Source organism: Cedecea neteri (assembly GCF_000758325.1).
GTDB classification, from domain to species: Bacteria; Pseudomonadota; Gammaproteobacteria; order Enterobacterales; family Enterobacteriaceae; genus Cedecea; species Cedecea neteri_B.
Genome location: NZ_CP009459.1, coordinates 2,313,008 through 2,327,234 on the forward strand (window position 1 = coordinate 2,313,008; position 14,227 = coordinate 2,327,234).

At 56.1% G+C, this 14,227-nt stretch carries 14 protein-coding genes; 9 read left to right on the top strand and 5 right to left on the bottom strand.

All coding sequences use genetic code 11. The features are described 5' to 3' along the window. Nucleotides 1-8 precede the first annotated feature (8 nt). Genes kdpC through kdpF form a run of 4 tightly spaced genes read right to left on the bottom strand, consistent with a single transcriptional unit; the run spans nt 9 to nt 4,433 of the window. Entirely contained in the window at nt 9-584 is a 576-nt protein-coding gene (gene kdpC, locus LH86_RS10920; RefSeq protein ID WP_039301145.1) for a potassium-transporting ATPase subunit KdpC, read from the bottom strand. A gap of 12 nt (nt 585-596) precedes the next feature. Continuing rightward, nucleotides 597-2,645 carry a potassium-transporting ATPase subunit KdpB gene (gene kdpB / locus LH86_RS10925; protein ID WP_008456125.1) on the bottom strand — a complete coding sequence of 683 codons (2,049 nt, stop codon included), beginning with the start codon at nt 2,643-2,645 and terminating at the stop codon, nt 597-599. A gap of 13 nt (nt 2,646-2,658) precedes the next feature. Then, a complete protein-coding gene (kdpA, locus tag LH86_RS10930; protein WP_039301147.1) occupies nt 2,659-4,344 on the bottom strand; it encodes a potassium-transporting ATPase subunit KdpA in 1,686 nt (561 codons plus the stop codon). Then, complete coding sequence (gene kdpF / locus LH86_RS22035; protein ID WP_008456132.1) at nt 4,344-4,433, bottom strand: K(+)-transporting ATPase subunit F; 90 nt, start codon at nt 4,431-4,433, stop codon at nt 4,344-4,346. Before kdpF ends, kdpA begins: the two co-directional genes overlap by 1 nt. 313 nt (nt 4,434-4,746) lie before the next feature. Here kdpF and LH86_RS10940 point away from each other — a divergent pair, with 313 nt between their 5' ends. The 6 genes from LH86_RS10940 (at nt 4,747) to nei (ending at nt 9,735) form a co-directional block, all read left to right on the top strand. After that, entirely contained in the window at nt 4,747-4,953 is a 207-nt protein-coding gene (locus LH86_RS10940; RefSeq protein ID WP_039301149.1) for a YbfA family protein, read from the top strand. A gap of 207 nt (nt 4,954-5,160) precedes the next feature. Next, nucleotides 5,161-6,570 (top strand): deoxyribodipyrimidine photo-lyase, encoded by a 1,410-nt coding sequence (phrB, locus tag LH86_RS10945; protein WP_039301151.1) that lies wholly within the window; start codon nt 5,161-5,163, stop codon nt 6,568-6,570. Between the two features lie 15 nt (nt 6,571-6,585). After that, on the top strand, nt 6,586-7,329 hold the full coding sequence (locus tag LH86_RS10950) for a type 2 GTP cyclohydrolase I (RefSeq protein WP_039301153.1): 744 nt from the start codon (nt 6,586-6,588) through the stop codon (nt 7,327-7,329). Between the two features lie 13 nt (nt 7,330-7,342). Then, complete coding sequence (pxpB, locus tag LH86_RS10955; protein ID WP_039301155.1) at nt 7,343-7,999, top strand: 5-oxoprolinase subunit PxpB; 657 nt, start codon at nt 7,343-7,345, stop codon at nt 7,997-7,999. Next, nucleotides 7,993-8,925 carry a 5-oxoprolinase subunit PxpC gene (gene pxpC, locus LH86_RS10960; RefSeq protein WP_039301157.1) on the top strand — a complete coding sequence of 311 codons (933 nt, stop codon included), beginning with the start codon at nt 7,993-7,995 and terminating at the stop codon, nt 8,923-8,925. The genes pxpB and pxpC overlap by 7 nt, the downstream gene beginning before the upstream one ends. Before the next feature lie 18 nt (nt 8,926-8,943). After that, nucleotides 8,944-9,735, top strand: coding sequence for an endonuclease VIII (nei, locus tag LH86_RS10965; RefSeq protein WP_039301159.1), 792 nt, complete (start codon nt 8,944-8,946; stop codon nt 9,733-9,735). A gap of 45 nt (nt 9,736-9,780) precedes the next feature. Here the strand turns inward: nei and gltA are convergent, their stop codons facing one another. Further along, nucleotides 9,781-11,067, bottom strand: a complete 1,287-nt coding sequence (gene gltA, locus LH86_RS10970) for a citrate synthase (protein WP_039301161.1) — start codon at nt 11,065-11,067, stop codon at nt 9,781-9,783. A gap of 645 nt (nt 11,068-11,712) precedes the next feature. Here gltA and sdhC point away from each other — a divergent pair. From sdhC to sdhA, 3 genes are read left to right on the top strand one after another with little or no spacing between them, the layout of a single operon-like run. Continuing rightward, the gene (gene sdhC / locus LH86_RS10975; RefSeq protein WP_034808195.1) at nt 11,713-12,117 is read left to right on the top strand and encodes a succinate dehydrogenase cytochrome b556 subunit; all 405 of its coding nucleotides are present in this window, start codon (nt 11,713-11,715) and stop codon (nt 12,115-12,117) included. Then, nucleotides 12,111-12,458 carry a succinate dehydrogenase membrane anchor subunit gene (sdhD, locus tag LH86_RS10980; protein ID WP_039301164.1) on the top strand — a complete coding sequence of 116 codons (348 nt, stop codon included), beginning with the start codon at nt 12,111-12,113 and terminating at the stop codon, nt 12,456-12,458. Before sdhC ends, sdhD begins: the two co-directional genes overlap by 7 nt. Then, complete coding sequence (gene sdhA / locus LH86_RS10985; RefSeq protein WP_008456142.1) at nt 12,458-14,224, top strand: succinate dehydrogenase flavoprotein subunit; 1,767 nt, start codon at nt 12,458-12,460, stop codon at nt 14,222-14,224. Before sdhD ends, sdhA begins: the two co-directional genes overlap by 1 nt. The last annotated feature ends 3 nt before the right edge of the window (nt 14,225-14,227 follow it).

The following is a 14,227-nucleotide window of genomic DNA, read 5'->3' on the forward strand; positions in this document are numbered from 1 at the left end:
CGTCCTTTTTACTTCGCCTGGAGATGGTCCAGCGCCAGGTTCAGCTTAACGATATTCACTACCGGCATGCCGATAAAATTCACCAGCGGCGTGGTGGTGTTTTCCGCCACCAGGCGAGCGATTTGCTCCACCGGCAGGTTTCTGGCTTTCGCTACCCGTGGGATTTGCCACGCGGTCGCTTCAGGAGAAAGCTGCCCGTCCAGGCCGCTGGCGGAGGTGGTGACTAAGTCAACGGGTACCGCTGGATTAGCCTCCGGGTTAGCCGCACGCAGCGCGCTAATACGAGCCTTAACCTCTTTGTCCAGCTCCGGGTTGCTGGCCGCAAGGTTGCTGCCGCCGGATGCCATTGGATTATAGGGGCTATCCGAGGTGGCAGAGGGGCGGCCCTGGAAATATTTTGCGTTAGTGAAGTCCTGACCAATCAGCTCTGAACCGCGAACCTTGCCGTCTTCAACGATCAGCGAGCCGTTGGCCTGAGCCGGGAACCACCATTGCCCCAGCAGCGTGGCGAGGAGGGGGTAAACCCCTCCGGTAATCAGCGTCAGGATAATCAGCAGTAATAAAGCGGGGCGTAACGTAGCCATGTTCTTTTCCTCTTAGACCAGACCGAGCACGGTCAGGATCACGTCAATCACTTTGATACCAATAAACGGCACGACGATACCGCCCAGGCCATAGATCCACAGGTTGCGGCGCAGCATCGCGGCAGCGCTCAGCGGCTTGTAGCTAATGCCTTTCAGTGCCAGCGGGATGAGGCAGATGATGATCAGCGCATTGAAGATCACCGCGCTCAAAATGGCCGAAGCAGGGGAGTGCAGGTGCATCACGTTCAGCGCGTTGAGCTGCGGGTAAGTCACCGCAAACGCCGCCGGGATAATGGCGAAGTATTTCGCTACGTCGTTAGCGATACTGAATGTGGTCAACGACCCGCGAGTCATCAGCATTTGCTTCCCGATGTGAACCACTTCAATCAGCTTGGTTGGGTTAGAATCCAGGTCAACCATGTTCCCGGCTTCTTTTGCTGCCTGAGTCCCGGAGTTCATGGCTACCGCTACGTCCGCCTGAGCCAGCGCCGGGGCATCGTTGGTACCGTCGCCCGTCATCGCCACCAGACGACCTTCGGCCTGGTACTGGCGAATCAGCGCCAGCTTGGCTTCCGGTGTGGCTTCGGAAAGGAAGTCATCCACCCCGGCTTCGGCGGCAATCGCCGCGGCGGTCAGGCGGTTATCCCCGGTGATCATCACCGTTTTGATGCCCATCTGGCGCAGCTGCGCGAAACGCTCTTTAATGCCGCCTTTCACGATGTCTTTCAGCGCAATCACGCCCAGAACGTTAGCGCCTTCGGCAACCACCAGCGGCGTACCGCCCTGGCGAGCCACGCCTTCAACCAGCGTGTCGACCTGGGCCGGGAAGTGGCCGTTGTTCACTTCTACGTGGCGGCGGATGGCATCCACAGAACCTTTACGGATCATGCGATCCTGGATGTTGATGCCGCTCATACGAGTTTGCGCGGTAAACGGTACAAACGTTGCCTGCAGGTTCTGCACGTCGCGTTCACGCAGGTTAAAGCGCTGTTTTGCCAGGACCACGATGCTGCGGCCTTCTGGCGTTTCATCCGCCAGTGAGGCCAGCTGCGCGGCATCGGCCAGCTCTTTTTCATCCACGCCGGGGGCAGGGAGGAAGGCTGAGGCCTGGCGGTTACCGAGCGTGATGGTGCCTGTTTTATCCAGCAGCAGGACGTCGATATCCCCGGCAGCTTCTACCGCTCGGCCGCTGGTGGCGATCACGTTCGCACCCAGCATACGGCTCATCCCGGCCACACCGATGGCGGAAAGCAGGCCGCCGATGGTGGTTGGAATCAGGCAGACCAGCAGGGCAACCAGCACGGTTACGCTGGCCGCCTGGCCGCCATAGGCCGAGAACGGCCACAGGGTTGCGGTCGCCAGCAGCAGGACAATTGTCAGCGCTACCAGCAGGATAGTCAGGGCGATTTCGTTCGGCGTTTTACGACGCTGGGCGCTTTCCACCATGGCAATCATGCGGTCGAGGAAGGTTTCCCCTGGGTTAACGCTGCACTGGATGACCAGCCAGTCGGACAGAATGCGCGTCCCGCCGGTCACCGAGGCAAAGTCGCCGCCGGATTCACGGATAACCGGGGCGGATTCCCCTGTGATGGCGCTTTCATCCACCGATGCGCCACCCTCAAGGACTTCGCCATCGCAAGGGATGATGTCCCCGGCTTCCACCAGCACGACATCACCTTTACGCAGATCGGCCGCCGGAATGTGGTCCACCTGAGCATCATGCTGCGGGCTGCGCAGTTTGCGCGCCCAACTGGTTTTTTTCACTCCTTTCAGGCTGTTCGCCTGGGCTTTGCTGCGGCCTTCTGCCAGCGCTTCAGCAAAGTTGGCGAACAGCACGGTAAACCACAGCCACAGGCTGATGGCGAGTGTGAAGAGGGCATCCCCCTGCTGTAGGCCAGTGAACATCGCTATCCCGAGCAGGGTAGTGATGATGCTCCCCACCCAGACGATAAACATCACCGGGTTGCGCCACTGCACCTGCGGGGCGAGCTTTTTAAAAGAATCAATTAGCGCCTGACGGATCAGACCAGGTTCAAACAGCGCCTGTTGCTTGCGACTCATGGAAGCCTCGTAATCAGAAATTAACCAGAGAAAGGTGTTCCGCAACCGGGCCTAAAGCGAGGGCGGGGATAAAGGTCAGGGCGCCAACCAGCAGCACTGTCCCAATCAGTAAACCGATAAACAGCGGGCCGTGCGTTGGCAGCGTGCCGATGCTGACGGCCTGGGATTTTTTCGCGGCCAGGGAACCGGCAATTGCCATCACCGGGATAATCACCCCGAAGCGGCCAAACCACATGCATACGGCCAGCAGGACGTTCCAGAACGGCGTGTTGGTGCTCAGGCCAGCGAAGGCGCTGCCGTTATTGTTTGCGGCAGAAGAAACCGCATACAGCACTTCGCTGAAGCCGTGAATACCCGGGTTTGCCATGCCGCTGCGGCCTGCATCCGTCATCATCGCCAGCGCGGTGCCGAGCAGCACCAGAGCAGGGGTGATAAGAATGGCCAGCGAAGTCATTTTCATTTCCGGCACGTCGATTTTCTTACCCAGGTATTCAGGGGTACGCCCAATCATCAGCCCGGCGATAAACACGGCCAGCAGGACGAACAGCAGCATGCCGTACAGGCCTGCACCTACGCCGCCGAAGACCACTTCACCAATCTGCATCAGCCACATTGGCACCATGCCGCCCAGCGCCGTGAAGGAGTCATGCATGGCGTTAACTGCCCCGCAGGATGCCGCGGTAGTAATGACCGCGAACAGGCTGCTGTTCAGAATGCCGAAGCGGCTCTCTTTGCCTTCCATGTTGATACTGCTGTTGGCGCCCAACTGGATAAAGTGCGGGTTGCCCTGCAGCTCGGCCCACATCACCACCACCACGCAGACCACGAAGATGATGGTCATCGCCCAGAGCAGCGCGCGCCCCTGACGGCGGTCGCCCACGGCTTCACCAAAGGCGAAGCAGAGCGCAGCCGGGATCAGGAAGATAGAAATCATCTGCACAAAGTTGGTCAGCGCCGTAGGGTTCTCAAACGGGTGAGAGGAGTTGGCGTTGAAGAAGCCCCCGCCGTTGGTACCCAGCATTTTTATCGCTTCCTGAGAAGCCACCGGCCCCATTGGCAGCAAGTGCTGAACGCCTTCGACAGTGGTGTAAGGCTGGTAAGCAGAGAAGTTCTGCAGCGAACCCTGGCTAATAAAGAACAGCGCCATCACCAGTGCGATAGGCAGCAGGATATATAGCGTGACGCGGGTTAAATCGACCCATGCGTTGCCCAGCGTGCTGGTGGAATGGCGAGAAAAACCACGAATCAGCGCAAACACCACGGCAATGCCGGTTGCGGCGGAAACGAAGTTTTGTACCGTCAGACCCACCATCTGGCTGAAGTAGCTCAGCGTGGTTTCGCCGCCGTAAGACTGCCAGTTGGTGTTGGAGACAAAACTGACGGCAGTGTTCAGCGCCAGGTGCCAGGAGAGGCCCGGCAGATGCTGCGGGTTAAGCGGCAAGCTGTCCTGGAACAGCAGCATCGCGAACAGCAGGATCAGCCCGAAAACGTTAAATGCCAGAATCGCCATCAGATAGCGTTTCCAGCCCATTTCTTCACCTTTGCTGCCCATCAGGGACCACAAAAACGGCTCAATGCGGCCCACAATCGGCAGCGGTTCGCCGTCAATCAGGCGTGCCAGCACGGCGCCCAGCGGTTTCGCAAGGGCAAAGAGCACCAGCAGGAAGCTGGCGATCAGTAAAAATCCGGACGCAGCCATTAAAACGCCTCCGCTTTAATCAGGGCATAAACCAGGTAACCCAACAGCAAGAAGACCAGCACGATGCCGGTTATGACGCCTGCACTCACAATCCACCTCCAACGGTGCGTTAAGCATTTCGCGGCAGAATAGGATTTCAGGTGAAAAGATGTCGTAAAAGTCCGGGGGCGGGGTGTAAAAAAAGTATAAAAATGGCAAAAGCCATTAGTTAACTAATGGTTAGTATTTATTTAACCATTTTGTAACTTAATTACAGGGGGAAAGATAAATAGCGCACAAAAAAGTGCATTTATCTGGTCGGAGGAGTAGTAAACTTTCAAACAATGAGATAGTATTTTAACCAGATAACAAGTTTCGATTTTCCGACATGCGGTGTCGGTCACACATTATGAGGAGAAGCCTATGTCTTTATACAAAGAATACCCTGCGCATCAGGTCATCCTGCGTCGCACCTTCGCAGTCGCTGCCGGCGTGCTGGCGCTGCCTGTAATGCTGTTCTGGAAAGATCGCGCGCGTTTTTACAGCTACCTGCACCGCGTCTGGTCTAAAACCAGCGACAAACCAGTATGGATGGCGCAATCCGAAGCCGCCGCCTTCGACTTTTACTAAAAAGCTGAATCGATTTGACGAAAGCTACCTCCGGGTAGCTTTTTTGTTGTCTGCGTCTTGCTACACTTAGTTAACAACTTAGACGCGGGCAGCAGCGGTGTCGCTTAGTCTGGCATTGGTATTCTTCTGCTGCCCGGAATAACTTCCAATATTGAACCGTCGCCCAGGCGCAATGGTGGCGGTCAGGCAATTAATCCAGGGAGAGTTATGCCCACCCATCTGGTCTGGTTCCGCAACGATCTACGTATTCACGATAACTACGCCTTACACGCCGCCTGCCGTAATCCCGATGCAAAAGTCATCGGATTTTTTGTCGTGACGCCCGAACAGTGGCGGCAGCACGTCATGGCGCCAAAGCAGGCCGAGTTTATCTTTGAACATTTACGGGCCCTGGGTCATGCCCTGGCCGGTCGCGGGATTGAACTTCATATCCAACAGGCTGCGGATTTCGCCGCGTCGATAGACTGTATAAAAGCGTTCTGCGCTGAACAAAAGGTCGACGCGCTTTTTTACAACTACCAGTATGAAGTCAACGAGCGCGCCCGTGACGCCGCGCTGGAAAAAGCCCTGGATGTAGACGTTACAGTGCAGGGCTTTGATGACAGCCTGCTGCTTGCGCCGGGCAGCGTCACTACCGGTAACCACGAGATGTATAAAGTCTTTACCCCGTTCAGCAAGGCGTTTATTCGGCGTTTGCAGGAAGGGCTGCCGGAATGCGTGCCTTCGCCCAAAGCCCGGGGAGAGTGCCATTTCAATGAACGCTTTACGTTTGATATGCCCCGTGAGGCGTTTGACCGTGAACTCTTCCCGGTGGGTGAGCCGGAGGCTATCGGCATGCTACGTAAGTTTTGCCTGCAGCCCGCTGCCGATTACCCGGATCAACGTGATTTCCCGGCGATAGAAGGCACCAGCCGGCTGTCGCCTTATCTGGCCACCGGCGTTTTATCTCCGCGTCAGTGCCTGCATCGCCTGCTAAAAGAACACCCTAAAGCGCTGGAGGGGGAGGCCGGAGCCACCTGGCTCAACGAACTCATCTGGCGCGAGTTTTACCGCCACCTGATGGTCGCGTACCCGAAGCTTTGCCGCCACCGGCCGTTTATCGCCTGGACTGATAAAGTTCGCTGGAGCGGGAATAATGCATGGCTTGAAGCCTGGCAGCAGGGTAAAACGGGTTACCCGATTGTCGATGCGGCGATGCGGCAGTTGAACCTAACGGGCTGGATGCATAACCGTTTACGCATGGTCGTGGCGAGTTTTCTGGTGAAGGATTTGCTGATCGACTGGCGGCAGGGCGAGCGCTATTTTATGTCACAGCTGATTGACGGCGATCTGGCGGCGAACAACGGTGGCTGGCAGTGGGCGGCCTCTACGGGCACCGACGCCGCGCCTTATTTTCGCATTTTTAACCCGACAACTCAGGGCGAACGCTTTGATGCTGAAGGGGATTTTATTCGCCACTGGCTACCTGAACTGAAAACTGTGCCTGGGAAACAGATTCATTCGCCGTGGGCCTGGGCCGATAAACAAAAGCAAACGCTGGACTACCCGCGCCCGATTGTTGACCATAAACAGGCCCGACTGAATACGCTTGCCGCTTATGAAGCAGCAAGAAAATAACCTAAGAGAATAATGATGAAAAACAGTGAACTGGAACGCCTGATTAATGACAAGCTGAACAGCGCGGCAATCAGCGATTACGCCCCGAATGGCCTGCAGGTTGAAGGCCGGGAAGAGATCCGCAAGATTGTCACCGGCGTTACCGCCAGCCAGGCGCTGTTGGACGAGGCCGTGCGCCAGCAGGCCGACGCGGTGATCGTCCACCACGGTTATTTCTGGAAAAACGAATCGCCGGTGATCCGCGGCATGAAGCGCAATCGTCTGAAAACGCTGCTGGTGAACGACATCAACCTTTACGGCTGGCATTTACCGCTTGATGCCCATCCACAGCTCGGGAATAACGCCCAACTTGGCGCGCTGCTGGGGATTGAAACGAAAGGGGAAGTTGAGCCGCTGGTGCCGTGGGGCGAGTTCCCTACGCCGCTTTCCGGCGTGGAGCTGGCTTCCTGGATTGAAATGCGCTTAGGCCGCACGCCGCTGTGGTGTGGGGATACTGGCCCGGATCAGATCCGCCGCGTGGCGTGGTGCACCGGCGGTGGGCAAGGCTTTATCGATAGCGCGGCACGCTTTGGTGTGGATGCGTTTATTACCGGCGAGGTTTCCGAACAGACGATTCACTCCGCCCGCGAGCAGGGGCTGCATTTCTATGCAGCAGGTCACCATGCCACCGAGCGGGGTGGGATCCAGGCGCTTAGCGACTGGCTAAACAGCGAAACCGATCTCGACGTTATCTTTATCGACATCCCTAATCCAGCCTGATACCGGAGGGCCTGTGCAACGAGCTCGCTGTTATTTATTGGGTGAAAAAGCGGTGGTTCTTGAACTGGAGCCGCCCGTCAGACTTGCCAGCCAGCAGCGCATTTGGGGGCTGATGCAGCGCCTGAATGCCTCTGAGGAGGTGAGCGAGGCCATTCCTGGCATGAATAACATCACCGTGGTGCTGAAAGATCCTCAGCGGTTAGCGCTGGATGGCATTGAATGGCTTCAGCGCTGGTGGGAAGAAAGTGAAGCTGTGATCCCTGTGCCTCGTCAGATCGATATTCCGGTGGTGTACGGCGGTGAGATGGGGCCCGATCTTGATGCCGTAGCTCGGCACAATAATTTAACGCCCGAGCAGGTCGTCGCCCTGCATTCCGGCGCGGAATACATCGTCTACTTCCTTGGCTTCCAGCCGGGGTTTGCTTATTTGGGGGGGCTGCCTGAAGTGCTCGCTACGCCCCGCCGCGCAGAGCCGCGGCTGCAGGTTGCTGCCGGCTCTGTAGGCATTGGCGGCAGTCAAACCGGTATTTATCCGCTGGTGACGCCGGGAGGCTGGCAAATCATCGGCCACACTTCACTCCATTTGTTCAACCCCAACGGCTCATCACCCACTTTATTGTTGCCGGGTGACACCGTGCGTTTCGTCCCGCAACAGGGGGGCATATGCTGAATATTATTCGCGCCGGGATTCAAACCAGCGTGCAGGATACGGGCCGCGAAGGGCATCGCCATTTGGGCGTGAGCCGCTGCGGCGCGCTCGATACACCCGCTCTCTCAGTCGCCAATTTACTGGTCGGGAATGCGCCTGACGCCCCCGCACTGGAAATCACGCTAGGGCAGTGCGTGATTGAATTCGGGCGTAGCGGTTGGTTTGCGCTTACCGGAGCTGGCTGCCATGCGGAACTGGATGGCAACGCCGTTTGGACGGGCTGGCGACTGCCGGTCAAAAAAGGCCAAAGGCTGACGCTGAAAAAACCTGCGCACGGTATGCGCAGCTACCTTGCCGTCGACGGTGGCCTGGATGTGCCGCAAGTGATGGGGTCTTACAGCACCGATCTTAAAGCCGGGATCGGCGGTCATCAGGGGCGTTTGCTGCGGGATGGTGACCGTTTATCTCTGCGTAAACCTCAGCGTAAATTTCAGCATCCTCGCGGCGTTAAGCAAGTGCTTTGGGGAAATCGTATTCGTGCTGTGACCGGGCCGGAGTATCAGGAGTTCAGTCAGGCGTCACAGGAGAGTTTCTGGCGTCTGGCCTGGCAAATTAGCCCGCAGAGTAACCGGATGGGCTATCGGCTTCAGGGGCCAGAGTTGGCGCGGACGACCCAGCGAGAAATGCTCTCCCATGGCCTGCTCCCGGGCGTGATTCAGGTGCCGCATAACGGCCAGCCGATTGTGCTCATGAACGATGCCCAGACAACCGGGGGCTATCCTCGCATTGCCTGCGTGATTGAGGCCGATCTTTATCATCTGGCTCAGGTCAGGCTGGGGGAACCCATTCATTTTGTGCCGTGTACGCTGGCGGAAGCGCTCAAAGCGCGCCGCGAACAGGCGATTTATCTCGAGCAGATCGCCTGGCAACTGGCACAGGAAGCGTAACGTTTCAGGGAGTTTAGTATGCCGGAAGGACCGGAGATTCGCCGCGCGGCGGATAAGCTGGAAGCCGCCGTGGGCGGGGAACCGTTAACCGAAGCCTGGTTTGCTTTTGAAGAGCTAAAGCCGTTTGAGGCGATGCTGGTGGGGAAAACCATCGACAGTATCGAGACCCGAGGGAAAGCGATGCTGACGCATTTTTCCAACGGCTTAACTTTGTACAGCCATAATCAGCTTTACGGCGTATGGCGAGTGGCTGACGCAGGTAAAATAGCAGAAACGAACCGTGTGCTGCGTGTCAGGCTGCAAACGGCTAAAAAAGCCATTCTTCTTTACAGCGCCTCGGACATCGAAATACTGGATCAGGGGCAGCTTGAACAACATCCTTTCTTGCAGCGCGTTGGGCCGGATGTGTTGGATGAAACGCTGACGGTGGATCTGGTCAAAGCACGTTTGCTGTCGCCGAAGTTTCGCCGTCGGCAGTTCAGCGGGTTACTGCTCGATCAGGCTTTTCTTGCCGGTCTGGGGAATTACCTGAGAGTGGAAATCCTCTGGGAAGCGGAGCTTGCGCCGCAGCACCGCGCGGAGGAGTTAAGCGAAGTGCAGATTGAGCGGTTAGCGACTGCTTTGCTGGCGATTCCACGGCTTTCTTATCAGACGCGAGGCCAGGGAGATGAGAACAAACATCACGGGGCTGTTTTCAGCTTTAGGGTGTTTCACCTGGCGGGTGAACCGTGTGAGCGGTGTGGCGGGATTATTGAAAGAACCAACTTCTCTTCAAGGCCTTTTTACTGGTGTCCTCGCTGCCAGAAATAAAAAAACGCGCCACAGGGCGCGTTTTTTACTCAGAAAGCGAAAAGATTACTTTTTGAGGTCGAATTTGAAATCACGTTTGTCGTAGCCGGTGTACAGCTGACGTGGACGGGCAATTTTAATGCCGTCGTCGTGCATTTCGTTCCAGTGTGCAATCCAGCCCACGGTACGCGCCATCGCGAAGATAACGGTAAACATGGAGGAAGGAATGCCCATCGCCTTCAGGATGATGCCGGAGTAGAAGTCTACGTTCGGATAGAGTTTCTTCTCGATGAAGTACGGGTCGTTCAGCGCGATGTGTTCCAGCTCCATCGCCACTTCCAGCAGGTTGTTATCCTTCAGGTTCAGCTCTTTCAGCACTTCGTGACAGGTTTCACGCATCACGGTGGCGCGCGGGTCGTAGTTTTTGTACACGCGGTGGCCGAAGCCCATCAGGCGGAACGAGTCGTTCTTGTCTTTGGCACGACGGATAAATTCTGGAATGTGCTCCACGGTGCTGATTTCTTCCAGCATCTTCAGCGCAGCTTCGTTCGCGCCGCCGTGAGCCGGTCCCCACAGGGAAGCGATCCCCGCCGCGATACACGCAAATGGGTTAGCGCCGGAAGAGCCTGCGGTACGCACGGTTGACGTCGATGCGTTCTGCTCGTGGTCTGCGTGCAGGATCAGAATACGATCCATTGCGCGCTCCAGAATTGGGTTAACTTTGTACTCTTCGCACGGCGTGGAGAACATCATGTTCAGGAAGTTAGCCGAGTAGGAGAGGTCGTTGCGAGGATAAACGAACGGCTGGCCAATCGAATACTTGTAACACATTGCCGCTACGGTTGGCATTTTGGAGAGCAGGCGGAATGCCGCGATTTCACGGTGGCGTGGGTTATTCACGTCAAGGGAATCGTGGTAGAAGGCCGCCAGCGCACCGGTTACGCCGCACAGCACGGCCATCGGATGCGAGTCGCGACGGAAGCCGTGGAACAGACGGGTAATCTGTTCGTGAATCATGGTGTGACGGGTAACGGTGGTTTTGAATTCGTCGAACTGCTCCTGCGTCGGTTTTTCGCCGTTCAGCAGGATGTAGCACACTTCCAGGTAGCTGGATTCGGTGGCCAGTTGGTCAATCGGGAAACCGCGGTGCAACAGAATGCCTTCGTCACCGTCGATATAAGTGATTTTGGATTCGCAGGATGCGGTAGAGGTGAAACCTGGGTCAAAAGTAAATACACCTTTAGAACCAAGACTACGGATATCAATTACATCCTGACCTAGCGTGCCCTTTAGCACATCAAGTTCGAGAGCATCGTCACCATTAAGGGTGAGGTTTGCTTTAGTATCAGCCATTTACGGTCTCCTTAGCGCCTTATTTCATAAGACTGCCGGGCGTCCGATTTGCATTCGAACCCACAATGGTTGGTTACCAGTTTTTTAATTGGCTCGCGGCTCTGTTTAGAGGAGTACAACCAGGGTACAGAGCGATGGGCGCTTGCAGGTAACACTCGCTTTGAGGGCGAAACTACAGCAAATCAGCGTCTTAGCAATCAGTATCATTCAAACCTGTATATCACTAATAACTGTCCTGATCTCTCGGGTCAATACCCATCCACTGTTACATAACTATTACTCAGGTGAAAGGCTGACCCTATAACTTTTACGAATTATACGGCTTTTCTGGCCCTGTTTGTAACAAGAATGTTTAACTTTTGTCAAATCAGATGATTAAAATTTAAAATAATGTTGTTATCGTGATCCTGCTCACTGTTCCGAGCAAAACCCTTCAAACACTATGTGGGTTAATTGTAATGATTTTGTGAAGAGCCTATACTGCCGCCAGGTCTCCGGAACACCCTGCTACCGGGAGCCACCCAGCGTTGTAGCCAGATCCCTGGCCTCTGGATGTAGCTGTTTTTTGCATGACGCACAGTTATAGAAAGTTAGCGCTGTCTGACCCCGAATGCAGATCCGGAGGAAGGAAACAATAAGAAGAGCATGTGGGCGCTATTCATGATAAGAAACGTGAAAAAACAACGACCTGTCAATCTGGACCTGAAAACGATCCGGTTCCCCGTCACTGCAATCGCTTCCATCCTCCACCGCGTTTCCGGCGTGATCACATTTGTGGCGGTCGGCATTCTGCTTTGGTTGCTGGGACTGTCACTCTCCTCCCCGGAAGGTTTTCTGACCGCGTCCGCCGTGATGAGCAGCTTTATCGTTAAATTTATAATGTGGGGCATTCTGACGGCTCTGGCCTATCACGTGGTGGTTGGTATTCGCCATCTGCTGATGGACTTTGGCTATCTGGAAGAGACCTTTGTAGCGGGCAAACGATCCGCACATATCGCCTTTGTTATTACTGTCGTGCTTTCAATTCTTGCAGGAGTCCTCGTATGGTAAGCAATGCCTCCGCATTGGGTCGCAATGGCGTGCACGATTATGTGCTGGTTCGCGCTACCGCCATCGTACTCACCCTGTACATCATCTACATGATTGGCTTCTTCGCTGTCACCGGCGAGCTGACCTACGACGTCTGGCACGGCTTCTTTGCCTCTGCCTTCACCAAAGTTTTCACCCTGCTGGCACTGTTCTCTATTTTGATCCATGCCTGGATTGGCATGTGGCAGGTGTTGACCGACTACGTTAAACCGCTGGCGATTCGCCTTCCTTTACAGCTGCTGATTGTTGTCGCGCTGGTGGTTTACGTCATTTATGGATTCGTTGTGGTGTGGGGTGTGTAATGAAACTGCCAGTCAGAGAATTTGATGCTGTAGTGATTGGTGCCGGCGGCGCAGGTATGCGCGCGGCGCTACAGATTTCCCAGAGCGGCCAGACCTGTGCGCTGCTTTCAAAAGTGTTCCCAACTCGTTCCCATACCGTATCCGCGCAGGGTGGTATCACCGTGGCGCTCGGTAATACCCATGAAGATAACTGGGAATGGCACATGTATGACACGGTAAAAGGTTCCGATTACATCGGTGACCAGGACGCCATCGAATACATGTGTAAAACCGGCCCGGAAGCGATTCTGGAACTGGACCACATGGGCCTGCCTTTCTCCCGTCTGGAAAACGGCACCATTTATCAACGTCCGTTCGGCGGCCAGTCGAAAGACTTCGGCGGCGAGCAGGCGGCACGTACTGCTGCAGCGGCTGACCGTACCGGCCACGCTTTACTGCACACGCTGTATCAGCAGAACCTGAAAAACCACACTACCATCTTCTCCGAGTGGTATGCGCTGGATCTGGTGAAAAACGCCGATGGTGCCGTAGTTGGCTGCACCGCGCTGTGCATCGAAACCGGGGAAGTGGTTTACTTCAAAGCCCGCGCAACCGTGCTGGCAACCGGCGGCGCAGGCCGTATTTATCAGTCCACCACCAACGCCCACATCAATACCGGTGACGGCGTCGGCATGGCTATCCGTGCTGGCGTGCCGGTGCAGGATATGGAAATGTGGCAGTTCCACCCAACCGGTATCGCCGGGGCAGGGGTTCTGGTAACAGAAGGCTGCCGCGGTGAAGGCGGTTACCTGCTGAACAAACACGGCGAACGCTTCATGGAGCGTTATGCCCCGAATGCGAAAGACCTGGCGGGTCGTGACGTGGTGGCGCGTTCCATTATGATCGAAATCCGTGAAGGCCGCGGCTGTGATGGTCCGTGGGGTCCACACGCCAAACTGAAACTCGACCACCTGGGTAAAGAAGTGCTGGAATCCCGCCTGCCGGGCATTCTGGAACTGTCTCGTACCTTTGCCCACGTCGATCCAGTGAAAGAGCCGATCCCGGTTATCCCAACCTGCCACTATATGATGGGCGGTATTCCGACCAAAGTAACTGGTCAGGCGCTGACCGTGAACGAGCAGGGCGAAGATGTGGTTATCCCAGGTTTGTTCGCCGTGGGCGAAATCGCCTGTGTTTCCGTACACGGTGCGAACCGTCTGGGCGGCAACTCCCTGCTTGACCTGGTGGTGTTCGGGCGTGCTGTTGGCCTGCACCTGCAGGAATCCATTGCCGAGCAGGGCGATCTGCTTGACGCAACCGACGCTGAAATCGACGCCTCCCTTGAGCGCCTCAACCGCTGGAACGGCAACCGTAACGGTGAAGATCCGGTGGAAATCCGCAAAGCGCTGCAGGAATGTATGCAGCACAACTTCTCGGTGTTCCGCGAAGGTGACGCGATGGCCAAAGGGCTTGAGCAGCTGAAAGCGATCCGCGAGCGCCTGAAAAATGCCCGTCTGGACGACACTTCCAGCGAGTTCAACACCCAGCGCGTTGAATGTCTGGAGCTGGATAACCTGATGGAAACCGCTTACGCCACTGCGGTGTCGGCAAACTTCCGTACCGAGAGCCGTGGCGCGCATAGCCGCTTCGACTTCCCGGAGCGTGATGACGAAAACTGGCTGTGCCATTCCCTGTATCTGCCAGAGACGGAGTCCATGACGCGTCGTAGCGTCAACATGGAACCGAAACTGCGTCCGGCGTTCCCGCCGAAGATTCGTACTTATTAATGC